Below are 24,244 nucleotides of genomic sequence, written 5' to 3' on the forward strand. Positions count from 1 at the left end.
GGGTCAGCGGCGTTCGTATCGCTTCGCGAGACGGGCCGGATCGGCCCCGGCCAGATATCGTGTGAGGGTCCACAGGTTGCGCGCCCCGCGCCGGGTCCAGCCCCCTTCGACATAGCGCCGCGCATCCGTGCTGGCGGTGCCCCGCAGGCGCACGAGGCGGCCGCGCAGCGCCCGCGCGAGGGCGACGTCCTCCATCAGCGGCAATTGCGGCACGCCCCCTGCCCGCGCCAGCAGCGAGGAATGGACGAGCAACCCCTGATCGCCATAGGGCAGACCCGCCCAGCGGGCACGCAGGTTGGCCCAGCCGGCGACGATGCGCGGTGCGGCGCCCTCGGCGCGAAAGCGCAGCGCGAACCAGCCCGCCCGGTCCTCGCCCCCGGGCCCCGCGCCGCGCACATGGGCCGCGACGGCCGCCATCCAGTCGCCCTCGAGGATCGTATCGGCATGCAGGATCAGAACCCAGCCCTCGCCGGCGGCAGCAACGCCCCTTGCGATCTGCGCGCCGCGGCCGGCGGGGCCGGTGACGATTTCGGCGCCGAGCGCCCGCGCGATGCGCAGCGTGCCATCGCGCGAGCCGGCATCGCTGACGATCAACCTGCCGACGATCCCGCCGATCACGGCGGGCAGAAGCGCGGTCGCGGCGGCGGGCAGCGCGTCCTCGGCATCGCGCGTGGGAATGACGACGGTGATCGGCGCGCTCACGCTCATCCTCCATTACAACCGCTTCGATCATGCCTATATAGCGCGAAAGGCAAGGACAGGAGAGACGGATGCAACAGCGCCGGGAGATTTTCGCCGTCACGGGAGCCGACCGGGAGGCGTTCCTCAACGACCTCGTCAGCAACGACATCCGCCCGAAGGGGCGTCTCGTCTGGTCGGCCCTGCTCACGCCGCAGGGCAAGTACCTGGCCGATTTCATGACGCTGAACGAGGAAAGCCGCATCCTTCTCGATGTCGATGCACGCCTTGCCGGCGATCTGCTGCGGCGGTTGACGATGTACCGGCTGCGCCGCGACGTGGCCATCGCCCCGAGCGGGCTGCGTGTGTCGCGCGGCACCGGTCCCGCCCCCGAGGGCGCCTTGCCCGATCCGCGCCATTCAAGCCTCGGCTGGCGGCTCTACGGGTCCGAGGAGGGCGATGACGGCAGCGATTGGGATGCGCTGCGTATCGATGCGATAGTGCCGGAAGCCCTTGAGGAGCTGGTCCCCAACGAGACCTTCGTACTCGAGGCGGGGCTCGACCGGCTCAACGGGATCGACTTCCGCAAGGGATGCTACGTGGGCCAGGAGGTGACCGCGCGGATGAAACACAAGACCGAACTGCGCAAGGGTCTCGCGCGGGTGCGCGTCGAGGGCCCCGCCGATCCCGGCATGCCGATCACCGCGAATGGCAAGCCGGTGGGTGTCCTGCATACCCGCGCGGGAGAGCGCGCCATCGCCTACCTGCGCTTCGACCGCGCGAGCGGACCCATGCAGGCGGGTGCGGCCGAGATCACGCGGATCGAGCCGGGCGCGCCCGGGGCCGAACCCCGTTCGGAGTGACAGGATCGTGTTCTAAGTGAAGAAAATTCGGCCGCCCGGGGGATCGAGGCTTTGATGCCGCGTGAAACTCCATTACCCTTCCATCTACCGGATTCACGGAACTGACGGTCATGGACGCAATTACAGCACTGTCCGCGCACGGTACGGCAGAGATTTTCGACAAGCTGACAGATGACGGTTTTTGCATTTGCGAAATCGTCCAGGACGACGCGGGCAACCCGATCGACTACAGATTTCTGGCGGTCAATTCCCGTTTCAGCGGGATGACCGGCCTCAAGGATCCCGTCGGCAGGACCGCGCGCGAACTGATACCCAACCTCGAGCATAAGTGGATCGAGGCTTATGGGCGGGTCGCGTTGAAGGCTGAACGCCTGCGCTTTCGCGAAGGTTCCGACGCGTTGGGCCTGCATCTCGATGTCTTCGCCGCGCCCACCTCCTCCTTCGGCCAGTTCGCGCTGCTGTTTCGCGACGTGACCGAGATGCACAGGATCGAGACGGAACGCGAACGGGCGTTGGAATTCTCGCGCAAGCTCCTTGAGGAGATCAATCACCGCGTGATGAACAGCCTCAACACCATGTCCGCCCTGACCTCCATGGAGATCCGCGACCTGGCGGATACGCCCGAACGCAGCGCCCTGTCGCGTGTGCGCGACCGCATCAAGGCGCTCGCCGAACTCTACTCGTCGCTGAACCGTACGGCCTCGGTCGACCGGGTTGAGGCGCGCAGCTATCTCGGCGGCGTCCTGCAATTCCTGCGCAGCTCGATCGGGCCGAATGACGGTGTCGAGATCAGCTCCGAATTCGCCGCGATGCAGCTGGACACACGCAGCGCCGTGCCGCTCGGGCTGATCCTCAACGAACTGGTGACCAACGCGCTGAAATACGCCTTCGCCAATCAGAAGTCCGGCTCGATCAGGGTGACGCTGACCCGTGATGGCGATGCCTGCCTACTCAAGGTCAGCGATGACGGAAGCGGCATTTCATCGGCGCCGAACAACGGCTCGGGGGTTGGCCGCAAACTGATCGATGCCTTCGTGCTGCAGCTTCAGGGCCGTCTGGAGATCGCATCGGGCGCGCGCGGCACCTGCGTCAGGGTCTATTTCCCGGCGCCATCGCTGGACGCGCAAAATCCCGCCTGACGCGTCGGGTCGGAGCGCGGCGGTCCCGGATGCGAGCGGATCAAGGGTGACGGATCGAGAAGCGGAGAGCCGAAACGTGAGGCGCAGACGCGGTCGGCGCCGGATACGAAAACAGGCGGCCCAAGGGCCGCCTGCCGCGCGGTCGACGCCCTTCAGGCGCGTTCGGCATATTCCATCGTTTCGGTGTTCACGATGATATCCTCGTCCTGCCCGACGAAGGGCGGAACCATCACCTTGACGCCATTGTCGAGGATCGCCGGCTTGAAACTGTTGGCGGCGGTCTGCCCCTTCACCACCGGCTCGGTCTCGACGACCTTGCACGTGACCTTCTGTGGCAGCGTGGCGTTCAGGGCCTCGGCCTCGTAATACTCGATATGGATCGTCATGCCGTCCTGCAGGAAGGGGCGGCGCTCCCCGAGGATCTCGGCGGGCAGCTCGATCTGCTCGTAGGTTTCCGAATCCATGAAGACCAGCATCCCGTCCGTCTCATAGAGAAATTGCTGATCCTTCTGCTCAAGACGCACGCGCTCGACCTTGTCGGCGGACCGGAAACGTTCGTTGAGCTTGGAGCCATTGCGCAAGTTGCGCATCTCGACCTGGGCGAAGGCGCCGCCCTTGCCAGGCTTGACATGATCGACCTTCACGGCGCTCCAGAGGCCACCATTATGCTCGAGCACGTTACCAGGTCGAATTTCGTTTCCGTTAATTTTGGGCATGTGGCGAAACCAAGGCAGAAGGTTGATCGAAAGGTGGCCAAGCCTATATCTGGTCGATGGATCGCTTACAAGGCGATGTATTTAGAGTGGTTTGTTGCCAGGACATGCACGTGCTGCATACCTGCCATTCCAAATAACGAACGCAGAATCGGTCATGATGCTTCATAAGAGGCGGAATGCTGAAAACGCAAGAACGAGAATGGGAATCGAATGGCTGATTTCGTTGATGGCACCGCCTTCAATCACGAGCAGGGAAACCGTGCGCGCAAGCTTTTTGCCGCTGTCGTCCTTGCTGCGCTGGATGATGCGATTGCCGATGACAAGAAATACGGGAATGGCCCCGAGCAGATCGCCCGCTGGGCCCGCTCGCGCGATGGCCGCGAAGTCCTGTCCTGCGCCGGAATCGATCCGAACGAGCGGGTCGTGTCCGGACTGATGGATTTCGTCTCGAAAGGTATCCGGACCTCGGTGGCGCTGAGCCGCGAGGAAAGCGAGCGTCGCAACGCGGCGCAGGCCGAGGCTGCCTGACATACGACCGGCCGACCTCCGGCACGAAAAAGCGCCCCCACCGGGGGCGTTTCTTCGTTTGGGGGATCAGAACATGATCTGCCACAGGCGCCCCGTTGCAAGCTGCGCCGCCATGAGGGCGAGCACAGAGGAGCGCAAGGGCCAGCTCGGAAACCGCAATACCAGCCAAACGGCCCCGACCAAGACCATGGCCCCCTCGAGAAGCGCTATCCATCCCGCGCCGCGTGTCCGATCCCAGTAGCTGTAGGGCGAGTCGAATTTCCAGTCGGTCAGGGGCCAGAAATGCATCCGTGCATCATCCCCGTGCAACGGCAGATCGAGCGCGAGATGCAAGAGCGCGGCGCCGGTGAAGGCCACCCCCGCCGCGCTGCCCCGCCATGCCGCGAGACACAGCCCCAGGCCCCACAGGATCACGCTGTTGTCGATCGCGAAGACCTGCTGCCACGGTCCCGAGAAGTAGAGCTGGCCAAAGACGGTTTGCGGCGAGACCCCGAAAACCCACATCGCCGCGCCCGCCAGCACGTAAAGCGAGATGTCGGGCGCCGCGCCCCCCGCCATCCCCCACCACGGGGTGGCCGGCATGCCCCGGCGACCGAGGAGCGCCGCCCCGATGACGAGATGCGCGGGAGTGTTCATGCGCTTTCCTCCGGAAGGGCGAGCAGATAAGCCCAGTTTGCGAGCGGGAGGCATGCATGACCAGAGCGATTATGATCCAGGGTGCCGGCTCGAATGTCGGCAAATCGATGATCGTGGCGGGATTGGCACGCGCCTTCACCCGGCGCGGCCTGCGCGTGGCCCCCTTCAAATCGCAAAACATGAGCAACAACGCCGCCGTGACGGTCGATGGCGGCGAGATCGGCCGCGCCCAGGCGCTTCAGGCAAAGGCTTGCGGCCGCGCCCCCGAAACCGACATGAATCCCGTCCTGCTGAAACCCGAGAGCGACCGCGGCGCGCAGGTGATCGTCCAGGGGCGTCGCACCGGAACCCTGAAGGCCAGCGCCTATGGCAGCCACAAGGCGACATTGCTGCCGCGCGTGCTCGAAAGCTTCCACAGGCTGGCCCGCGGCGCCGATCTCGTGCTGATCGAGGGCGCGGGCAGCCCGGCGGAGGTGAACCTGCGCCATGGCGACATCGCCAATATGGGCTTCGCCGAGGCAGCCGGCATCCCGGTCATCCTGATCGGTGATATCGACCGGGGCGGCGTCATCGCGCAATGCGTGGGCACGCATGCGGTGCTGCCGCCCGCGGATCGAGACCGGATCAAGGGCTTCGCCGTCAACAAGTTCCGGGGCGACGTGACGCTCTTCGAGGGCGGGGTCGAGGCGATCCGTGCCCATACCGGCTGGGCCCCGCTCGGTGTGATCCCGTGGTTCGAAGCGGCCTGGCGCCTCCCGGCCGAGGACGCGCTCGATTTGCACAGCCATGCGAGCGGCCGGGACATCACGATCGCCGTCCCGCAGCTTGGACGCATCGCCAATTTCGACGATCTCGACCCGCTGCGCGCCTCGCCCGGGGTTACGGTCGAAATCGTCCCGCCGGGCCGCCCCCTGCCCGGCACCGCCGATCTCGTGCTCCTGCCGGGCAGCAAATCGACGATCGCCGATCTCGCGGCCTTCCGCGCGCAGGGATGGGACATCGATCTTGCCGCCCATCACCGGCGCGGGGGGCGGGTGCTCGGGATTTGCGGCGGCTACCAGATGCTCGGGCGGCAGATCATCGATGCCGACGGGATCGAGGGCCCGCCCGGCATGGTGGAGGGGCTTGGATTGCTTGACGTGGTGACACGGATGGCACCCGAGAAACGCATTGGCCTCGCGGCGGCACGGCATGTGCCGAGCGGGCTGCCGCTCGATGGCTACGAGATCCACCTGGGCCGGACCGACGGCCCCGACACCGATCGCGCCTGGCTGTCTCTCGATGGGCGGCCCGATGGGGCTGTATCGCGCGACGGGCTGATCGCGGGATGCTACCTGCACGGGCTCTTTGCCGCGGATGGGTTCCGGTCGGCCTATCTCGCCGAACTCGGCGCCCCGGCACATGACTACGCGCATGATGCGGCCGTCGAGGATACGCTCGACGCCCTTGCCGACCACCTTGAACGCTGGATGGATCTCGACGCTCTTCTCGGCCTCGCCGTCACGCTCGCGCCGGATTGACGCGGGCGCACTGCGTCATCGACCCACCCGCGGCCCGTGCCGGGATCAGTCGAATTCGCGGATCGACACGGCGCGCATGATCTCCCGGCGCACGAGCTTGCGCACGTTGCGGGTGATCCGCTCGCCAAGGGCGCCCTGCAATTCCTGTCTGACGATCTCGGCCACCATCTCGCGCAGCATGTCCTCGTCGAGAAACGCACTCTCCTCCGGCGCGGGCTGCGGCTCGGGTTCGGGCGCTTCGGTCCGGCGCGCGGAGCGCGAATGGAAGCTGTTGCTGCGCGCGCGATCGGCGGCGATCACCTCGATATCGTCCTGCTGCGCTCCGGGGGCATCGTTCATCGGCTGAGACCCGGCTGTGCTGTCGTCATCGGACATGTCGCTCTCTCCTGAGACGTCGAGGCGGTGGACGCGGGACGCGCGCGCCTCCCGGTCGGGAGCGCCCTTGCGGGCCGCACGGCCCAGGCCCGCCGCGCGGATGGCCTCGGCGATCCAGGCGCGCTCGTCATCCTCGCCCGGGTCCGATGCGCTCTCACGCGGCTCGTTTCGGGGGGGGATCGCGCCAGGACCGGACGTATCGGCCGCATGGAGCGTATCCGGCTCCGCGTCGGCCGCATGCGCTCCCGACAGTCCCGCCCCGAGAAGCTCGGCGCCCTCGCTGATACCGTCCTCGGCTTCGGGACGGTCCTCGCGGCCATGCGCGCGAACGGACTGCTCGGACTGCTCGGGCTGCTCGATCGTGCCGGCAGCTCCGAACCTGCCGCCCGCGATCGAAGGGGCCTCGAGATCACCCTGCCCGAAGCGGCCGGGCGCGTTCCCGCCGCCGCTGCGACCGGACTCGGCCTCACCGGTATCGGGCGTGGCCCTGCCGCGCATGGAGGCAAAGCTCGGCGCGGGGGCATCATGCGCCTTCGACGGGTAATTCGCCGCCGGGTCCGTGGCCTGCCCCTCTTCGGTGGCGAGACGCAGGATCGATGTCGGCCTGTGCTGCGCGCCGTCCTCGCTGCCATCGGGCTCGAAATCGAAGGCCTGCGCGGTGACGGCCGCCTCGAGCTCCGCGATCCGCTGCTCCAGCGTCATCGCGCCATGCGGCAGGCTTTCGCGCGCGGAGGCGCCCCGCTGGGCATCCGGCGCGTCATGCCCCGCGTCATCCGCCGCATCGAATATCGACGCCTCGGCCAGATCGCTGAGAAGGAAGTCCTCCTCGAAGCCGCCATCATCATCTTGCATGTCATCCGGGCGCGGCGCCTCGTCATCCTCCCGGCCGTGAAGCTGCCACGGCGCCTGCGGCTCTTGCGAGTTGGGCGCGGTTCCGCCGACGATGCGAAAGCTTGCGGCGGCGCGCGGGGACGCCGGCACGGGATCGGCTTCGCGATCGTCGAAATAGGGCGCCTCGTCGAAGATCTCGCCCATGCCCGACGTGTGCAGGACCTGCGATGCGCCGGATGCATCGCCGTCATCCTCGTTCTGCGGCGGGCGGTGATCGCGGCGCTTGGCCGGATCGAGCAGGAGCGGCTCGGCGGCACGCGGCCGCGTCTCCTCGGGCCTGTCTTCCGCGCCGGCGGGGCGGGCGGCGTCACCGGGCGCATGCGCGGATGCGTCCCCCTCGTCACGCGGGCCGTCCGACCGGGCGCGTCCCGCGCCGGCCTGGTCGGTCTCTCCGACCCGAAGATCGGATGTCAGCACGAGCCGTCCGGGCAGTTCGGCATCCGGGGCCGCGCCGCCGGTGCCGTCGTTCTCGGGACGGGCCTTGGTGATATCGGAAGACACCAGCGTTCTGATCGAGGAGAGAATATCCTCGATCTCCATCGTCGTCACGGATTCGGACATAAGCCTGCCTCTCTCTGCGCCTCGCCGGGATGTTACCGGCTTGCCGCCCCCCGCGCAACGACTAGCCCGCCGGGTGGTTAGCACAAGGCTACACTGTGGCAGCGCCGCCCGGCGGCCCCGTCAGTCCCGGCCGATGCTCTTGAGCAGATCGTCGAGCTGCTTGCCCTGCGCGCTGGGCCGGGTGCGCGGCGCCGATTTGACCGCGTTGTAATAGGCCGCGGGATCGTAGGTCACGATCCCCAGGTCGAGATGATCGACCGTCAGGAGCCCGGAGGCCGACAGAAGGGCGTAGACCGACTGGGTGCGGTTGATTTCCGAGGCGATCGCGGAGGCGCGCGCATCGAGCAGTTCCTGCTCGGCATTGAGCACGTCGAGCGTGGTGCGCGCGCCCAGCGTCGCCTCCTCCTGCACGCCCCGGAAGGCGACGGTGGCCGCATTGATCTGCTCGCGGGTGGCCGCGAGGCTCGCGATCGCGACCTGGTATTGCGACCAGACGGTGCGCAGGTTGGCATCCACCTGGTGACGGACGACATGCAGGTTGCTGCGCGCCGCATCGCGCCGCGCGGCCGCTTGCCGGATCAGGGACCGGATCTGTCCGCCGCTGTAGACCGGGCCCGAAAGTTGCACGCCGATCGAGGAGGCGTCGTCGAAATCCTGGTTGACGCTGACCCCTGCCCGCGCGCTCAATCGCGGACGCAGCCCCGCCTCGGCACGGGCGACGTTGATCTCGGCCACCGTCACCTGCCGCTGCGACTGCCGGATCGCGGGATGATTGCGGCGCGCGATCGCAAGGGCGGCATCGAGGCTGTCGGCGATGCGGGGGGTGCTCTGCGGCTCGCGGATATCGCTCGGCGCGACGCCGACCGCCTCGCGGTAGCTGGCCTCCGCTGCCGCCAGGTCGCCGCGGGCCGAGGCAAGGCTGCTGCGGGCCGAGGCGAGGCGCGATTCGGCGATCGAGACATCGGTCCGGGTGATCTCTCCCACCTCGAAACGGTCACGTGCCGCGCTCAACTGCCGGTCGATCAGCCGGACGTTGTTCTGTGCCAGGTCGAGGAAGGCCATCGCCCGACGCATGTCCAGATGCGCCAGAACCGCGTCGAAGAGAACCTGCTGTTCGATCTGGAGCAGCTGCTCGCGGGTGATCAGGACGGTTTCCTTGGTCGCGTCGATCGCGAGGCGGGAGGCGCCGCCGTCGTAAAGAAGCAGATCGGCGTTCAGGCCCAGCGTCGCGGTGAGGTCGCGCCGGTCATTGAGCACATTCGCATAGGTGACATCGCCGGTATAGCCGATCACCGGGCGCAGGGTGGAGATCGCCTGCGCCACGTCCTCGTCGGCCGCGCGCAGCGTCGCCCTGTTCTGCTCGAGCAGGCCGCTATGCCTGTAGGCGGTCACGAGCGTGTCTGCGAGGCTCGCGGCCGTGGCGGCGGCGGGCACGAGGATGGCGGCCGCGACCAGGGCTGCCGCACGCATGTGCCCGCGCGCACTCACAGTGCGAACTCGCTCTTGCGCTCGAACCCGCCGAGCACCGGCGCGCCCGCATTGAAGCCATCGCGCCAGGAAATCACGCCGCCAAGCTTGCGCCCGATCCGCACCGTTCCAAGATCGCCGTCCATGAAGATTGCCGCGATGCGTCCGCGTTCGGCCAGTTGCGCCTCGAGCGCTTCGGGCAGCACCTCGATTCCGCCCTCGATCAGGATCACGTCGAAGGGGCCGAGATCGGCCGCGCCCTCGCGAAGATCGCCGGTGACGACGGCCACATTGTCGGCCCCCTCCTCGCCCAGGATGCTCTCCGCCTCGCGCGCCAGTTGCGGAACCTCCTCGAGCGCGACGACCGCCTGCGCCAAGCGCGACAGGATCGCCGCGGCGTAGCCCTGCCCGGCCGCCACGTCGAGAACCAGATCGTCGGGCCCCGCGTTCAGCGCGTCGAGCATCTTGGACAGGGTGCGCGGCTCAAGCATCCAGCGCCCCTCCCCGATCTCGAGATTGCCGCCCATATAGGCCGCCTCGCGCTTGGCATCGGGAACGAAGCGCTCGCGCGGCACCTGGAGCATCGCGTCGATGATGGGGAACTTGGTGACGTCCGAGGGTCGAACCTGCGTGTCGACCATGACTGTCCGGCGGTGCGCGAAATCGATCATGTTCTAACTTTTCCGTACAATTCGCATGCGACAGCATCTGCCACATCCGGCGGGGGGAGACAAGAATTCTCGGCCCCGCCCTCCGCGACGTCGCCCGGCACGGACCGGCGCGTGCCCGCCTGCCCGGCACGCTGCGATCTTCTGTTGACCTCCCCGCCGCGCTCGGCCAAAAGACGGCACGGCTTCGGCGAGTTGGCGGAGTGGTTACGCAGCGGATTGCAAATCCGTGTACACCGGTTCGATTCCGGTACTCGCCTCCATCCCTCCCATGCTCGAAACGTCCCGAACGCGTCAGTCGCACTGATAAGCGGAGGAAATCCCCGGCGACTGCGGGTGTCGATCCATGGACCGGGACGCGCCCCGCCGGCATGCCGTTCGCAGCTTGAGCATCGGGCATGGGCCGCGTAGCCTGCCGCGGGACCCTACCGGGGCTTGCGACGGGCCTTGCATTCATTCGCGCGGCGCCCGATCAGCCGGGCACCGCGGCCTCCGCATGTTGCCGGGGCGGCCGGGACCCAGTGCGCGGGGCATAAATGGGCAGTCGAAGCGACATGCAGAAGATCCTCATCACCGGCACGGCCGGCTTCATCGGCTTCCACCTGGCCAGATCGCTCCTGAACGAGGGGTTCGAGGTGCAGGGCTATGACGGGATGACCGACTATTACGACGTCACGCTCAAGCGCCGCCGGCACGAAATGCTGCGCGCCCACGAGGGCTTCCACGCCGAGGAGGCGCTGCTGGAGGATCACGCGCGTCTCGATGCCGTGGCGGACGCGTTCCGCCCCGACATGATCGTCCATCTCGCGGCGCAGGCCGGCGTGCGCTACTCGCTGGAGAACCCGCGCGCGTATATCGATGCCAACGTGGTCGGCACCTTCAACGTCATGGAGGCCGCCCGCCGGCACGCGGTGAAACATCTCCTGATGGCTTCGACTTCCTCCGTTTACGGCGCCAACACGCAGATGCCGTTCACCGAGACCGACAAGGCGGACATGCCGCTCACCATCTATGCCGCCACGAAGAAGGCGAACGAGGCGATGGGCCATTCCTATGCCCATCTTTGGAACCTGCCGACGACGATGTTCCGCTTCTTCACGGTCTATGGCAGCTGGGGAAGGCCCGATCTCGCACTCTACAAGTTCGTCGACGCGATCCTCGATGGCCGCCCGATCGACATCTACAACCACGGCGAGATGTATCGCGACTTCACCCATGTCGATGACCTGGTGCGCGGCATCCGGCTTCTGATGGATGCCATACCCGAGCGTGTCGATGCGCCCGAACAGATCCCGCGCTGGGATTCGCTCTCTCCCGCCGCGCCCTACAGGGTCGTGAATATCGGCAACTCGAACAAGGTGCGGCTGCTCGATTTCGTCGAAGCCATCGAGGAGGCGCTGGGGAAGACGGCGATCCGCAATTACATGGACATGCAGAAGGGCGACGTTCCGGCGACCTGGGCCGATGCGACGCTGCTGAGCGAGCTGACGGGATACCGCCCCCGGACGGATGTCCGGGACGGGATTGCCGAGTTCGTGAAGTGGTTCCGCGACTATTACGGCAGGTGACGCGGCGCGCCGCCCCCTTCCCCCGCGTCCGCGAGGGAACAGGCGCCGGGCGCGGCCGTTATGCCCCCTGACGAGTGCCGGGGCTCCCCAGCCGCGTGCCGCTCGATATTTAGAATGACAGGAGAACGGCAATGAAAATCCTTATGGTTCTGACGTCGCATGACCAGCTCGGCGATACCGGGAACAAGACCGGGTTCTGGCTCGAGGAATTCGCCGCACCCTATTACGTGCTGAAGGAATCGGGCGCCGAGATCACCCTCGCCTCGCCCAAGGGCGGGCAGCCGCCGCTCGATCCCAAGAGCGACGACGAAAGCGCGCAGACCGAGGCGACGCGCCGCTTCAAATCCGACGACGAGGCGCAGAAGGCCCTATCGCAGACCGTCGAGCTGTCGCAAATCGATGCCTCGCAATTCGACGCGGTCTTCTTTCCCGGCGGCCATGGCCCGATGTGGGATCTCGCCGAGAGCGATGTCAGCCGCAAGCTCATCGAGGCCTTTGCCAAGGCCGATCGCCCGATCGGCGCCGTCTGCCACGCGCCGGCGGTCTTCCGTCATGTCGAGGGCACCGACGGCAAGCCGCTGGTCGATGGCCGCAAGGTGACCGGCTTCACCAACACCGAGGAAGAGGCCGTCGGCCTGACCGACGTGGTGCCCTTCCTGCTCGAGGACATGCTCAAGGAGAAGGGCGGCGATTATCGCAAGGGCGAAGATTGGGCACCCTTCGTCCTGGTCGACGGCAAGCTCGTCACCGGCCAGAACCCTGCATCCTCCGAGGAGGCCGCGCGCAAGCTGCTCGAACTGATCTGAGCGTTCCGGCGGGCCCTCGGGTTGGGGCCCGCCGCGATCACGTCCGAGGACCCCGCGGGCTCGCGCCTTTGTCTGTGGGTGCCCCGCGCGGGGGCCGGGCGGCGATCCCGGCGCCCGCTCAGAGCGACATGCGCTTGAAGAGCCGCTCCGGGACGAGGCCGATGATCCCCATGACTGCCCGCCAGACCGGCCTGACATAGATCACGTCGCGCCGCCGCTCGGCCGCCCGCCAGATCGCCGCCGCCACCTCCTCCGGCTGCGCGGTCAGCTTTGGCGGCAAATCCATTCCCTCCGTCATCCGTGTCGCGACGAACCCCGGCAGGACCGTGACGACATGCACTCCCCGCCCCGCCAGACGGTTGCGCAGCCCGGAGAGGAAGGCGGTGAAGCCGGCCTTGGACGCGCCATAGACATAGTTCGACGCGCGCCCCCGCAGCCCGGCGACCGAACTGATCCCGACGATGACGCCGCTGCCGCGCGCCTCGAAACGCTCCGCCAATACCGACAGGATGCTGGCCGGCCCTTCGAAATTGGATCGCATCACCTGTGCGGCCGCGACGGGATCCGCCGCGCTCCGCGCCTGATCGCCCATCAGCCCCACCGCGCAGATCACCGTGCCCGGAAGGGCGGGAAGCGCATCGACGAAGCCGGCATGGGCCGGCAGATCGAGCACGTCGAACTCGTGCAGGCTCACCTCCACCCCGTGCCGCAACTCCAGATCGTCCCGATCGGGCCCGAGCGCGGCGCTGCGCCTTGCGGCAAGCTGAATGGGATGGCCCCTGGCGGCGAAATGCCGGGCGCAGGCGCGGGCGATGTCCGAGCGGGCACCGAGGATCAGAACGGGTGTCTTGCTCACAGATCGAGCCTTTCGGATTGGGCCGAGGCGAGGCCGGGTTGCAGTCCCTCGGCCACCCGAAGGGCGGCGAGGGTGGCGAAACGCGGATCCGACCGGTGCAGGGTTCGCGACGACATGCGCGCATCCTTCGCCAAGTAGAACCGTCCGCCATGCTCGATCGTGATCCGGTCGAGCCGTTCCATCAATGCCAGGGTGCGCGCGCTGGCGGGGAAATCGAGCGCGAGGGTATAGCCCTCGAGCGGGAAGGAGATCGGGCCGGATTGCGGGCCGAGCCTCTTGAGCACCGCGAGAAAGGAGCCCGATCCCGCCGCCGCAAGCGCATCCAGAAGTGCCCGGAGCCCGCCCTGCGCCTGCGTCAGGGGCAAGGCGCATTGGAACTGCACGAAGCCGCGCCGTCCGTAGATCCGGTTCCAGCCCAGCATCGCGTCGAGCGGATAGAAGAAGCCGTCCCAATCGACGAGGCGGGTGCCTTGCCGCGCGCGACCGCTTGCATGGTAAAGCGCGTTGAAAAGGCGCAGCGTGCGCCCGTTGAGGATGCGGCCCGGCACGAAGGGCGGCACCTTGCGCTGGCGCCGGGCCGGAACCGCCAGCGGCGCGGCGCGCAGTTCAGGCGGCAGGCTCGCCGCCGGCGCATGCTCGCCGAGCATCACCAGCGCCCGGCCCGCCGCCTGCCCGCGCGCGAGGCAATCGATCCAGGCAACCGAGTAGGGTGCATGGGCCGCCGCCTCGAAAGCGGCCATCGCCCCCGCGAGATCGGGCACGGCGCGCGTCGTCTGCCTGATCCAGCCGCTCTCGACGCGGCGCAGGCGGATTGCCGCGCGGACAATCACCCCCGTCAGGCCCATCCCGCCGATCGTCCATTCGAAAAGTTCGGAATTTCGGTCGGGGCCGCAGCGGCGGATGACGCCGTCCGGTCCGGCAAGATCGATCCAGTCCACGACATGGCGCATGCCCCCGTTGCGGTGATGGTTCTTGCCATGCACATCGGCCGCGAGCATCCCTCCCAGCGTGACGAACTTGGTGCCGGGCGTCACGGCCGGGAACCAGCCGCGCGGCAGGAACGCGTCGATGATGTCGCAAAGCAGAACGCCGGCCTCGGCGACCAGTTGGCCGCGCGCTGGATCGAAGGCGAGCATCCGGTCGAGATGACGGGTCGAGATGGTGCGCTGCGCGCCGATCGCACTATCGCCATAGGCGCGGCCATTGCCCCGCGCGATCGCCCCGCCGCCATCCGATGCCACCGCGGCGGCCAGCGCCTCGGGGCCGCGGGGCATCAAGAGATCCGTGGCGCGAGGGGTGCGACGGCCCCAACCGGTGAGCTTCATGACGCCGCCCATGCGGGCTGGGCAAAGACGAACCGCCTGTCGAGATGATATTTCAGCCAGTAGCCACCACCAAGGCCAAGGGCCGCGCCGAGCTCGCGCATTCCATCCGTTTGCCAAATAACCCAGAAGAGTGTCTCGCTCGCCCAGAAAAGCGCGGTGGTCAGCCCGCCGGTGGCCGAATAGAGACCGAACCTGTGCCCCTCCGCCAGCGGCCCGAGGGGGCGGGCACCGAAGATCCAGCGCCGGTCGAGACCGTATTTCACCACGAGCCCCGCGATCGTCCCGAGGCCCAGCGCCAAGGCGAAGATCGCCCAGCCATCCGCCTGCGCGAGCACGGCACGCTGCGTTCCGAGATTGATCGCCGCCGCCGCAAGGGCGAAGCCCGCATAACGCAGCGCCAGCATCCGCCGGCCGATCCGGCCGGGTGTCCGGCCTGCCCCATCGGCACCAACGCGCCGCTCGATCATCACGCTCTCCCGCTTGCAGTCCCACCCGGTCACAGATCACGGTCCGGTGGCGGCAAGCCGGCGAGGGCAAGGCAATTGATCGACCATCGCGCCCGCTCCCCGGCCCTGCCTCCGGCCCCGGTCAGATGAAGCCCGCCTCCTTGGCGATGACCACGGCATGGGTCCTGTTGCGCGCCGAGAGCTTGCGGCTCAGCGTCTTCACATGCACCTTGATCGTCACTTCCTCAAGATCGAGATCGCGCGCGATTTCCTTGTTCGCCTTGCCCATCGACAGGCCGCTCAGGACCTCGCGCTCGCGCTTGGTCAGTTGCGCATGCAGCGGGTGTTCCGCCTTGCAAGGCGTCGCCGCCATGAACTCAACGGGCGCATAGATCTCGCCAGCTGCCATGAATTTGACGGCATTCACCAGCGAGCGACCCGACATCGTCTTGGGCAGGAAGCCCGCCGCGCCGGCGGCAAGCGCATCCTGCGCGATTGCCGGCGTCGCGGTGCCCGACACGATGCCGACGGGCTTGCCCCCATTGCACGCGATCGCCCGTCCGAGCCCCTCGAGCTTGTGCATCCCTGGCATGTCGTAATCGAGCAGGACGATGTCGAACGCGCCCTCCGCTTCGATCCTCTCCAATGCCTCGCCAAGCGATCCGGCCACCTGGACATGGATCGAACCCCTGGACGTCAGGAAGGCCGCGATCGTGTCGCGAACGAGATCGTGGTCATCGGCGATCAGGACGTCCATCGGCGCCATCTCCAGCGGGAAAGTCGGAACCCGCCCCCTTGCCGCGGCACCGGGCCGCGGCAAGGGGGCGTGCCTACTATTGTGTCTAGCACACGCATCTGTGACGGTATACCTGTTTGGGCCGGCGGATAAGGCGACCATACCGAAGGTTTCACCCTTATACATTCGTATAATCACCTTATACGGATTAACGCATGATTAACCCGGAACCTCCATGTAACTTGGGGTGGTACAGACCATCAAGGCCCGGAGGGAAGTTCATGCTGCAACCGTTCCAACCGTCGCATCCGCGCCGTTTCCTCGTCCTGGCGGGACTGCTTGCCGCCCTCGCGACGCCAGGCGCGGCGCAGGAGCCGGTCCTCACGGTCGACGGCCTCCTTGATGAAAAGCTAAACGAGACAGAGCTTTCATTCGACATGGCCGCGCTCGCGGCGATGCCCGTCACGCAGTTCACCACCGAGACGATCTGGACCGAAGGGCCGCAGACCTTCACCGGCGTGCCGTTGCACGAGTTCCGCGAGATGGCCGCCGAAGATGCTGAGACTTTCCGTGCGACAGCCCTCAATAACTATGCGATCACCATTCCCTTCAGCGATGCAGTCGAGGATGGTCCCATCATCGCATATGCGCTCAACGGTGCCCCGATGTCGCGCCGCGGCAAGGGGCCCTTGTGGATTGTCTATCCTTATGACGACAACCCGGCCTACAAGTCCGAGACCATCTATAGCAGGAGCATCTGGCAGCTCGAACGCGTAACCCTCGAATGACAACTGCGGTCTTCAGTGCGAAGGCAAGGCGATTGCGTGAATGGGTTGCCGGCCTTGGCAAGAAGGCTCCGCTGCGCCATGCCGGGGCTATCGGACTTACTGCCGCGATCGGCGCGCTGGCACTTCTGTGCATTCACCTGTTCGACAGGATCGGCGCGCTGCGGGCCCTGCCCTACGACAATCTGCAATGGAGCCTGTCACAGCTCGAGGTGGACCATCTGCGTATGCTGCTCAGCCTCGAGCAGCTCGAGGATGACGAGAGCGATGTGGAGGCGTTCCGCAAGGCCTATGACATCTTCTACAGCCGGGTGACCCTGATCTCCAACGGAAGCGCGGCCGCCGATGTCCATCTCGACCCGGCCCTGCATCACCAGCATGAGCTGCTCCGAAGCTTTCTAAGGAACACGGTGGAGATCATTGACGGCAGCGACGCCGCATTTCTGGCGAGGCTGCCTGAATTCAAGACCGAGCTTGCCAGGGTATCCGAGGTGCCGCGCCGCCTGTCGCTGAGCGCCGTCGAGATGTCGGCGCGCATGTCCGATGCCGACAGGGCCGAGATCGTCCGCCTCCTCAAATCGACCGGCGCGTTCGGCGCGATCGTCTTGCTGGCCCTGTCCGCGGCCTATCTCTTCCTGCGCCGGCAACGCGGCGAGCTCAATCGCAGGGCACGGCGCCTCGAGCAGGCCGGAGAAATGCGCGATTCGATCCTGCGCGCCTCGCTCGATGCGATCATCGTGCTCGACGCGAAGGGAATCGTCTGCGATTTCAACGGATCGGCGGAAAAGATATTCGGCTTCTCGCGTGAGGAGGTCATCGGCAGGCCGATGGGCGAATCGCTCGTTCCGGCCCGTTTCCGCGCGGCACACGCCAAGGGATTGGCAACCTACGAGAGCCGCGACACATCGGCCATCGTCGATAAGGGCCGGATTGAGCTGACCGCGCTCCATGCCGAGGGCCATGAACTGCCGATCGAGCTGTCGATCTCGGAAACCTCCGGTCAGAACGGACCTCTCTTCGTCTCCTACATCCGCGACATCACCGACATCCGTCGTGCGCAGGCCGAATTGCAGGAGGCGCGCGACAAGGCGATCTCCGCGAACCGGGCGAAATCGCGGTTCTTCGCGATCATGAGCCACGAGATGCGCACCCCCTTGAACGGGATCGTCTCCTCGCTGGAGCTGCTCAGGACGGAGCCGCTGAACGAGACGCAGCTCAACTTCCTGCGTATCGCCGAATCATCCAGCGAGGTCCTGCTCAGCCATATCGACGATGTGCTCGATATCGAGAAGATCAATGCCGGCAACACGAACCAACCCCCCGTCCGCATCACGATGGAGCATTTCGTCCCCGCCCTGCTCGACGGCATGCGTCCCGCCGCGCAGGCACAGGATACCGAGGTCAACTGGTCCGTGACGGGAGATACCGCACCTCTCATGGCGCCGCCGCGCATGCTGCAGCAGATCCTGACCAACCTCGTGAGCAACGCCATCAAGTTCACCTCCGGCGGCCACGTCCGGGTCGACACGCGGATGAGCCGGATGGAGGACGATCTGTGCCGGCTCGTGCTGAGCATCAGCGACACGGGAACGGGGATCGCAGAAAAGGCCCAGGAAACCATCTTCGACGATTTCATTTCCGCCGATTCTCCCTACGAGCGCAGCTCGACCGGCACGGGTCTCGGTCTTGGCATCGTGCGGCGGCTGGTCGAGCGGCTCGATGGCACGGTCCGGTGCGAGAGCGAGGCCGGGAAGGGTTCGACATTCACCGTCGAGCTCGTGCTGCCTTACTCGGGTCCGCGCGAGCTCGTGATCGCGCCATCCGATCCCGGCGGCGATCACGATTGCCCGGACGACGACGCGCAAGCCGGCCTCGTCTTCGCCGATGCGCCGCGTTCCGCCACACTGCCCGCGGCCGTGGCGCCTTCGCCGCAGCTGCCCACGGACGGGCGGATCGTGCCGATGCGCATTCTCGTCGTGGATGACGATGCCAACAATCGCGAACTGCTCGACATCAGGTTGCGGCGCGAAGGTCATATGGTCAGTCTTGCCAGCGACGGCTTCGAAGCCGTCCACTTGGCCAGCAAGAGCCGGTTCGACCTCATCTTGATGGATATCAGCCTTCCGAACATGTCCGGAACCCGCGCCACCCGCGAGATCAGGGCCTCGCGCGCCATGTCGCGGCAGGCACCGATCTACGCCGTCACGGCGCATGCGATGCCCGAGGAAATACGCGAATTCGAGGCCGCCGGAATGGCAGGCTGCCTGATCAAGCCGATACGGGCGCGCGAATTGCACAGCCTTCTGGCCGAGATCACGCCCCAGAACGCCCCGGGCGAAAGCGGGCCCGCGCCGCAGGATCACTGTGTCCCCACGCTCGATCATGAATGCTTGACCGCCCTCGAAACCCTGCTTGGCGCGGATAACAGGACCGAAAGGCTGTCGGTCTTCCTGCTGGAGGGCAACCATTCGCTTCAGCAGATCGGCGCGGCCGCCGAGGCGCGGGATTTCCAGACGCTCGCCGCCCTGTCGCACCGCTTCGCGGGGGCCTGCGCCACGTTCGGCGCCGCCGCAATGAACTCGCTCCTAGGGGCGGTGGAGCAGCAGGCGAAAAGTGGGCAGAAGGCACGCGAGCTCGGCGATTTGGGCGAATGCTGGGCCATCACCCTCGACGCCTACTCGAACGGCGCGCATATCGCGGCGAAGGGCACGAACCGGCCGCCAGTTCATGCGAAAGTATAGCGGCAAGCCCTCCTTTTGAGACGGCGCCTCATGCCATCGCACGATACGCCGCCACGCATCCATTCTGTATAAAAAAAGCATGAACTGGATGCGGCCCGATCCCCTGGCATCGGCCCGCCAACGCGCAGGAGTTGCCCCATGGATATCGATTGGCTCTTTTCCGTTCTCGACGACCTCGAAACCTTGGCGTGGGAGCATCGCCTCGACGATACCGCGCTCCAGATATGGAAGACGAGGCGCGTTGCCGAGCGGAATATCATCGCCCTTGCACAGGGCGCCGCGACCCGGGCGTCGGTGACGGTGTCGACCGCTTGCGCGGAACCCAACCCCTTGCTGCACTGAGCTTGCGCCAGGGCAATGCCGCGGCCGGGTGTTCGATCAGGGCCATCCGGCCGCGCATGATCCATGATTGCGCCCATCGGGGTGTCGCGGCGGGAACGCCCTGACCCTTGCCAAGGGCCATCCGCCTCGGGGCACGCAAACAGAACCCCGGCGGCAGCATCGCGTTTGACAATGTCGTTCGGGACCAGTCGGCCATTGATCGACGAGGAAGACCGCGACCTTGGGAGAGGCACAGAAGGATGGAGTGCCGTCGAATGCCAGGAAAGCGGTTCTCGGCTCGGCGAGAAGGACAGGCCGGTTCTGGCCGAGCCTTCGCCAGGTTCGCGATCTCGGTTCGACCGCGCAATTACACGATCATGGCGAAGGCGGCGATGGTCCGGGCCGTGTAGCCCCCGATGCAGGCCGGCACCGCTGGCACAGCCGTCCCGCGCACGACGTTCGCGGCCATGCCCATCAACGCATGGCCCGCCAGTGCCATAGAGGATTATCCCGGCATCGGCCACGATTCCTCCGGTCGGAAGGCCGAAAAATTGCCGAGCGACGCCTCTAGCCCCGCGGCTTGGGGGGCGAGGGGCGGCATCCCCTCGATCTTGGCTGTCGGCACGCGGCGCAGCAGCGCGATCAGTGTAGCTGTCTTGGCCACGTTTTCCGGAGCGCCGACCATTGGCGCCGATGCGCGGCCTTTGGCACGACCGGACATCGCTCACAGTTTGATGCGCAGATCCGCGACCGGAGGCATCGTACCCGTCGCCGCGCGGGGGAGCGCGCGTATTCGCATCGGGGCAAAGGGCGCAAACGCCACCCGCCCGTGACATGTCCCGCCCCACCGGGGCGGGACATCCGTTTCAGTCGCCGAGCCCTTCGAGGATCGTATCGAGGGTCATCGGGAAGCTGCGCACCCTGACACCGCAGGCGTTGTATATCGCGTTTCCGATCGCGCCCGCCGCGCCGCAGATGCCAAGCTCGCCGATGCCCTTGGCCTGAAGCGGGTTCGAGTAGGGATCGCGCTCGTCGAGCAGCATCACGTCGATCTGCGGCACGTCGGCGTTCACCGGCAGGTGGTACTCGGCAAGGTCGCGGTTGACGACATGGCCATCGCGCATGTCGTGCACGATCTCCTCCGTCAGGGCGATGCCGATGCCGAAGGTCATCCCGCCGATACATTGCGAGCGTGCCGTCTTCGGATTGAGGATCCGTCCGGCGCCGAAGACGCCGAGCATCCGGCGCACCCGCGTCTCGCCGGTCACCGAATTGACCGCGACTTCTGCGAAATAGGACCCATAGGTGGCCTGGCGATGGCTCTTGTAGGTGTCACCAGGCTCCCCCTGCCCCACCGCGCTGAGCGGCGTATCCAGAAGCTCGGAGAGGTCACGGCGGACATTCCCGGCGGTGACGGTGCCATCCTTGAGCGTCATCTCCGCCTCGTCGCAGCCGATCCGCCCGGCGATCTGCCGGCGCAGCTCCTCGCAGGCGAGAAAGACCGAGGTGCCGTTCGACCCCGCCCCCCACGAGCCGCCGGAGCCGGAGCCGCGCGGGAAGGCACTGTCCCCAAGCCGCGTCTCTACCCGGTCCATGGGAAGGCCGAGCATCTCGGAGGCGATCTGCGTCAGGACCGCGTAGGTGCCCGTGCCGATGTCGGTCATGTCCGTCTCGACCACGGCGCGGCCACCGGGCTGCAAGGTCACGCGCGCCGCGGCTTCCTGCATGATGTTGCTGCGCACGGCCGAGGCCATGCCCATCCCGATCATCCATTCCCCCTCGCGCACCGTGCCCGGCCGCTTCGAGCGCTCGGACCAGCCGAAACGCTCGGCCCCTTCGGTGAGGGCTTGCGCCAGGACATGCGAGGAGAACGGGATGTCCTTGGTGGGGTCGCGCTCGGGGATGTTGCGCAGGCGCAGCTCCACCGGATCGATGCCCGCCGCCTCGGAAAGCTCGTCCATCGCGACCTCCAGGACGGCCAGGCCGACCGCCTCGCCGGGCGCACGCACCGATCCCGCGCAGGTCCGGTTCACCCGCGCGATCTCATGTCCGATCACCCTGTGGGCGCCCGCATAGAGGAAGGGCGTGGCCTGCGTCACCGGCTCCGAGAAGCTCTCGCCCGGAAGCTGCGAAACACGCGCCTCGTGGCCGATCCCCGTCAGCTTGCCCTCGGCATCGGCCGCAAGGCGGACACGCTGGCGCGTCTCGGACCGCCGCATCGTCGCCTCGAAGACCTGCTGACGCGTCATGGCGACCGAGACCGGCACGCCAAGTTCCTTGGCCGCGATCGCCGCCGCGACCGCCTCCGGGGCAATCCCGAGCTTGGAGCCGAAGCCGCCGCCGACATAAGGGGAGAGAAGATGGATCTGCTCGGCATCGATGCCCAGCGAATCGGCCAGCTCGTTGATGTTGTAGTTGAGCATCTGGTAGCTGCCGCGCAGCTCCAGCATGTCGCCGTCCCAGCGGGCCACGGAGGCATGCGGCTCCATCGCGGCGCTGCTGTTGGGCGCGGTGTGATAGGTCTGATCGACCGTGTAGGCGGCTTGCGACATCGCGCTGTCGAGATCGCCCTGGCTGCTCTGCTTCTTCTCGGGCCGTTCGATCTCGGCATCGTCGGCCTCGGGATCGATCGCGGCGGCGCCTCCGTCGATGGTCAGGCGCAGCGCCTGCGCGCCGTGGCGGGCCTGCTCGAAGCTCTCGGCGACGACGAGGGCGACGGGCTGCCCGAGATAGGCGATCTCATCGCATCCCTGGATCGGGGCCGCGTCGGCCGTGCCCTGGGCGGGATTGCGCAGCAGGCGCGGGTCGGTGATCACGGCCCTGACGCCCTCGAGGGCCATCACGTCCGCACGCCCGACGTCGCGGACCTTGCCGGCCCCTACGGGCGCGCGCACCAGCACGCCGTGCAGCGTGCCCTCAGGGTGGTCTTCGTTGGCATAGGTCGCGCGGCCGCTGACCTTCAGCTTGCCTTCGGGACGGTCGAGCGGCGCGCCCACGGAGCCTTGCGCCATGTGATCGAGGCGATTGCGCTCGTCGGGGCTGTCCATCTTCATATGCGCGGTCATCCTGCGCCTCCCGTGGCTTCGGTCAGGACCGCCCTGAGGGTGCGGCGGACCAGAGGTATCTTGAAATCATTGTCGCCCTGCCCGCGCGCATCGGCCAGCAGGATATCGGCGGCGGTATCGAACAGCGCGCGTGAGGGGGCCTTGCCGATCAAGGCCTTCTCCACCTCGGGATCGCGCCATGGCTTGTGCGCCACTCCGCCGAATGCCAGGGCCACCTGCGCGATTTTGCCATCCTCGAGCGTGACCCGCGCCGCGATCGAGACGAGCGCGAAGGCATAGGAGGCGCGATCACGCACCTTGCGATAGATCTGCGTGCCGCCCGCCGGCGCCGGCAGATGCACCGCCGTGATCAGCGCGCCCTGCGGCAGAACCGTCTCGATATGGGGGGTGTCGCCGGGCAGGGTATGGAACTCGCGAAGGGGGATCCGGCGCGTCTCGCCGCTCTCCTCCTCGATCTCCACCTCGGCATCGAGGGCGAGCATGGCCACGGCCATGTCGCTGGGATGGGTGGCGATGCATTGCGCGCTCGCGCCGAGAATGGCGTGCAGACGCGTCGCGCCGCCGATCGCGGCGCATCCGCTACCGGGATCGCGCTTGTTGCACGCCATCGCCGTGTCGTAGAAGTAATAGCACCGCGTGCGCTGCAGCAGGTTGCCACCCGTCGTGGCCTTGTTGCGCAGCTGTCCGCTGGCCCCCGCGAGAAGCGCACGCGAGAGCAGGGGATAATCCGCGATCACCGTCTCATGCGCCGCCAGATCGCTGTTGGTGACGAGCGCGCCGATGCGCAGCCCCCCCTCCCCGGTGGTCTCGACGGACTTCATGTCGAGACGGTTGATGTCGACGAGACGCTCGGGCTGCATCACCTCGAGCTTCATCAGGTCCAGAAGGTTCGTGCCGCCCGCGATATAGGCGGCGGCGGGCATGGCGGCGTCGCGGCGGGCCGTGCCGCGATCGGCGGCCCGGAGATATTCGAACGGTTTCATCGCTCACCCTTTCCCGCCGCGTCGCGGATCGCGTCGACGATGTTGGGATAGGCGGCGCAGCGGCACAGGTTGCCGCTCATCCGCTCCGAGATTTCCGCATCCGTCAGCTCCATGCCGCCGCTCAGATCGGCGCTGGCATGGCTCGGCCAGCCTTGCGCGACCTCCTCGAGCATCGCGGTCGCCGAGCAGATCTGTCCCGGCGTGCAGTAGCCGCACTGGTATCCGTCATGGGTCACGAAGGCCTGCTGCATCGGCGAGAGGGCTTCCGGCGTGCCGAGCCCTTCGACGGTGGTGATCTCGTCGCCGTCATGCATGCAGGCGAGCGTCAGGCAGGAGTTGATCCGGCGGCCGTTGACGATGACCGTGCAAGCCCCGCACTGACCGTGATCGCACCCCTTCTTGGAGCCGGTCAGCCCTAGATGGTGGCGCAGCGCATCAAGAAGCGAGGTGCGGGGATCGGCCTGGAGCACGCGCTCCTCACCATTGATTTTGAGCGTGGTATCCATCTGGACCCTTTCGATATTTTCTGTCGGCACGAAATTGCGCGGGGCGCCGCGACGGTGGCGCCCC

Annotated in this window: 23 protein-coding genes and 1 tRNA gene; 10 read left to right on the forward strand and 14 right to left on the reverse strand. The window is 67.0% G+C overall.

The genetic code is table 11. From position 1 onward, the window contains the following. Positions 1 to 3: 3 nt before the first annotated feature. Positions 4 to 708 carry a glycosyltransferase gene (locus PMES_RS04240; RefSeq protein WP_328809146.1) on the reverse strand — a complete coding sequence of 235 codons (705 nt, stop codon included), beginning with the start codon at positions 706 to 708 and terminating at the stop codon, positions 4 to 6. Positions 709 to 770: 62 nt separating this feature from the next. On the opposite strand from PMES_RS04240, the gene ygfZ reads away from it, so the two are divergent. Next, a complete protein-coding gene (gene ygfZ / locus PMES_RS04245) occupies positions 771 to 1,541 on the forward strand; it encodes a CAF17-like 4Fe-4S cluster assembly/insertion protein YgfZ (protein WP_159964280.1) in 771 nt (256 codons plus the stop codon). Between the two features lie 110 nt (positions 1,542 to 1,651). Continuing rightward, the gene (locus PMES_RS04250; RefSeq protein WP_159964281.1) at positions 1,652 to 2,680 is read left to right on the forward strand and encodes a sensor histidine kinase; all 1,029 of its coding nucleotides are present in this window, start codon (positions 1,652 to 1,654) and stop codon (positions 2,678 to 2,680) included. 152 nt (positions 2,681 to 2,832) lie between these two features. Here PMES_RS04250 and efp read toward each other — a convergent pair whose 3' ends face one another. Further along, positions 2,833 to 3,396, reverse strand: a complete 564-nt coding sequence (efp, locus tag PMES_RS04255; RefSeq protein WP_159964282.1) for an elongation factor P — start codon at positions 3,394 to 3,396, stop codon at positions 2,833 to 2,835. Between the two features lie 210 nt (positions 3,397 to 3,606). Between efp and PMES_RS04260 the strand changes: the two genes are divergently transcribed. Beyond that, positions 3,607 to 3,924 (forward strand): DUF6280 family protein, encoded by a 318-nt coding sequence (locus tag PMES_RS04260; RefSeq protein ID WP_159964283.1) that lies wholly within the window; start codon positions 3,607 to 3,609, stop codon positions 3,922 to 3,924. Between the two features lie 66 nt (positions 3,925 to 3,990). Here the strand turns inward: PMES_RS04260 and PMES_RS04265 are convergent, their stop codons facing one another. Beyond that, positions 3,991 to 4,560 carry a cobalamin biosynthesis protein CobQ gene (locus tag PMES_RS04265; RefSeq protein ID WP_159964284.1) on the reverse strand — a complete coding sequence of 190 codons (570 nt, stop codon included), beginning with the start codon at positions 4,558 to 4,560 and terminating at the stop codon, positions 3,991 to 3,993. A gap of 56 nt (positions 4,561 to 4,616) precedes the next feature. On the opposite strand from PMES_RS04265, the gene PMES_RS04270 reads away from it, so the two are divergent. Beyond that, the gene (locus PMES_RS04270) at positions 4,617 to 6,080 is read left to right on the forward strand and encodes a cobyric acid synthase (protein WP_159964285.1); all 1,464 of its coding nucleotides are present in this window, start codon (positions 4,617 to 4,619) and stop codon (positions 6,078 to 6,080) included. 45 nt (positions 6,081 to 6,125) lie between these two features. Here PMES_RS04270 and PMES_RS04275 read toward each other — a convergent pair whose 3' ends face one another. The 3 genes from PMES_RS04275 to PMES_RS04285 all read right to left on the reverse strand — a co-directional run bounded on the left by PMES_RS04275 (position 6,126) and on the right by PMES_RS04285 (position 10,045). Beyond that, positions 6,126 to 7,907, reverse strand: coding sequence for a hypothetical protein (locus tag PMES_RS04275; RefSeq protein ID WP_159964286.1), 1,782 nt, complete (start codon positions 7,905 to 7,907; stop codon positions 6,126 to 6,128). A 120-nt stretch (positions 7,908 to 8,027) separates the two neighbouring features. Beyond that, complete coding sequence (locus tag PMES_RS04280; protein WP_159964287.1) at positions 8,028 to 9,377, reverse strand: TolC family outer membrane protein; 1,350 nt, start codon at positions 9,375 to 9,377, stop codon at positions 8,028 to 8,030. A 14-nt stretch (positions 9,378 to 9,391) separates the two neighbouring features. After that, positions 9,392 to 10,045 carry a protein-L-isoaspartate O-methyltransferase family protein gene (locus tag PMES_RS04285; RefSeq protein ID WP_159964288.1) on the reverse strand — a complete coding sequence of 218 codons (654 nt, stop codon included), beginning with the start codon at positions 10,043 to 10,045 and terminating at the stop codon, positions 9,392 to 9,394. Positions 10,046 to 10,231: 186 nt separating this feature from the next. On the opposite strand from PMES_RS04285, the gene PMES_RS04290 reads away from it, so the two are divergent. The 3 genes from PMES_RS04290 to PMES_RS04300 all read left to right on the forward strand — a co-directional run bounded on the left by PMES_RS04290 (position 10,232) and on the right by PMES_RS04300 (position 12,416). Next, a tRNA-Cys gene (locus tag PMES_RS04290) sits at positions 10,232 to 10,305 on the forward strand. A gap of 291 nt (positions 10,306 to 10,596) precedes the next feature. After that, complete coding sequence (locus PMES_RS04295) at positions 10,597 to 11,610, forward strand: NAD-dependent epimerase/dehydratase family protein (protein WP_159964289.1); 1,014 nt, start codon at positions 10,597 to 10,599, stop codon at positions 11,608 to 11,610. A gap of 131 nt (positions 11,611 to 11,741) precedes the next feature. Beyond that, positions 11,742 to 12,416, forward strand: coding sequence for a type 1 glutamine amidotransferase domain-containing protein (locus PMES_RS04300; protein WP_159964290.1), 675 nt, complete (start codon positions 11,742 to 11,744; stop codon positions 12,414 to 12,416). Between the two features lie 118 nt (positions 12,417 to 12,534). Here the strand turns inward: PMES_RS04300 and PMES_RS04305 are convergent, their stop codons facing one another. The 4 genes from PMES_RS04305 to PMES_RS04320 all read right to left on the reverse strand — a co-directional run bounded on the left by PMES_RS04305 (position 12,535) and on the right by PMES_RS04320 (position 15,800). Next, positions 12,535 to 13,272: an SDR family oxidoreductase gene (locus tag PMES_RS04305; RefSeq protein ID WP_159964291.1), complete on the reverse strand. Its 738-nt coding sequence runs from the start codon at positions 13,270 to 13,272 to the stop codon at positions 12,535 to 12,537. Continuing rightward, a complete protein-coding gene (locus PMES_RS04310) occupies positions 13,269 to 14,546 on the reverse strand; it encodes an FAD-binding oxidoreductase (protein WP_236549690.1) in 1,278 nt (425 codons plus the stop codon). The genes PMES_RS04305 and PMES_RS04310 overlap by 4 nt, the downstream gene beginning before the upstream one ends. 47 nt (positions 14,547 to 14,593) lie before the next feature. Next, entirely contained in the window at positions 14,594 to 15,064 is a 471-nt protein-coding gene (locus PMES_RS04315) for a GtrA family protein (protein ID WP_236549691.1), read from the reverse strand. 121 nt (positions 15,065 to 15,185) lie between these two features. Beyond that, positions 15,186 to 15,800: a response regulator transcription factor gene (locus PMES_RS04320; protein ID WP_159964293.1), complete on the reverse strand. Its 615-nt coding sequence runs from the start codon at positions 15,798 to 15,800 to the stop codon at positions 15,186 to 15,188. Positions 15,801 to 16,060: 260 nt separating this feature from the next. On the opposite strand from PMES_RS04320, the gene PMES_RS04325 reads away from it, so the two are divergent. From PMES_RS04325 to PMES_RS04335, 3 genes are all read left to right on the forward strand, one after another. Beyond that, positions 16,061 to 16,567 (forward strand): putative pterin-binding protein, encoded by a 507-nt coding sequence (locus tag PMES_RS04325; protein ID WP_236549692.1) that lies wholly within the window; start codon positions 16,061 to 16,063, stop codon positions 16,565 to 16,567. 32 nt (positions 16,568 to 16,599) lie between these two features. Continuing rightward, the gene (locus PMES_RS04330) at positions 16,600 to 19,305 is read left to right on the forward strand and encodes a hybrid sensor histidine kinase/response regulator (RefSeq protein ID WP_159964294.1); all 2,706 of its coding nucleotides are present in this window, start codon (positions 16,600 to 16,602) and stop codon (positions 19,303 to 19,305) included. Positions 19,306 to 19,443: 138 nt separating this feature from the next. Then, the gene (locus tag PMES_RS04335; RefSeq protein ID WP_159964295.1) at positions 19,444 to 19,647 is read left to right on the forward strand and encodes a hypothetical protein; all 204 of its coding nucleotides are present in this window, start codon (positions 19,444 to 19,446) and stop codon (positions 19,645 to 19,647) included. A 346-nt stretch (positions 19,648 to 19,993) separates the two neighbouring features. Here PMES_RS04335 and PMES_RS16835 read toward each other — a convergent pair whose 3' ends face one another. The 4 genes from PMES_RS16835 to PMES_RS04350 all read right to left on the reverse strand — a co-directional run bounded on the left by PMES_RS16835 (position 19,994) and on the right by PMES_RS04350 (position 24,180). Continuing rightward, positions 19,994 to 20,125: a hypothetical protein gene (locus PMES_RS16835; protein ID WP_268892408.1), complete on the reverse strand. Its 132-nt coding sequence runs from the start codon at positions 20,123 to 20,125 to the stop codon at positions 19,994 to 19,996. A gap of 367 nt (positions 20,126 to 20,492) precedes the next feature. Further along, positions 20,493 to 22,691, reverse strand: a complete 2,199-nt coding sequence (locus tag PMES_RS04340; protein ID WP_159964296.1) for a xanthine dehydrogenase family protein molybdopterin-binding subunit — start codon at positions 22,689 to 22,691, stop codon at positions 20,493 to 20,495. Beyond that, positions 22,688 to 23,674 carry an FAD binding domain-containing protein gene (locus PMES_RS04345; RefSeq protein WP_159964297.1) on the reverse strand — a complete coding sequence of 329 codons (987 nt, stop codon included), beginning with the start codon at positions 23,672 to 23,674 and terminating at the stop codon, positions 22,688 to 22,690. The genes PMES_RS04340 and PMES_RS04345 overlap by 4 nt, the downstream gene beginning before the upstream one ends. After that, positions 23,671 to 24,180 carry a 2Fe-2S iron-sulfur cluster-binding protein gene (locus PMES_RS04350; RefSeq protein WP_159964298.1) on the reverse strand — a complete coding sequence of 170 codons (510 nt, stop codon included), beginning with the start codon at positions 24,178 to 24,180 and terminating at the stop codon, positions 23,671 to 23,673. Before PMES_RS04350 ends, PMES_RS04345 begins: the two co-directional genes overlap by 4 nt. Positions 24,181 to 24,244: the final 64 nt, after the last annotated feature.

Origin of the sequence: Profundibacterium mesophilum KAUST100406-0324, assembly GCF_009835145.1 — a bacterium.
GTDB classification, from domain to species: Bacteria; Pseudomonadota; Alphaproteobacteria; order Rhodobacterales; family Rhodobacteraceae; genus Profundibacterium; species Profundibacterium mesophilum.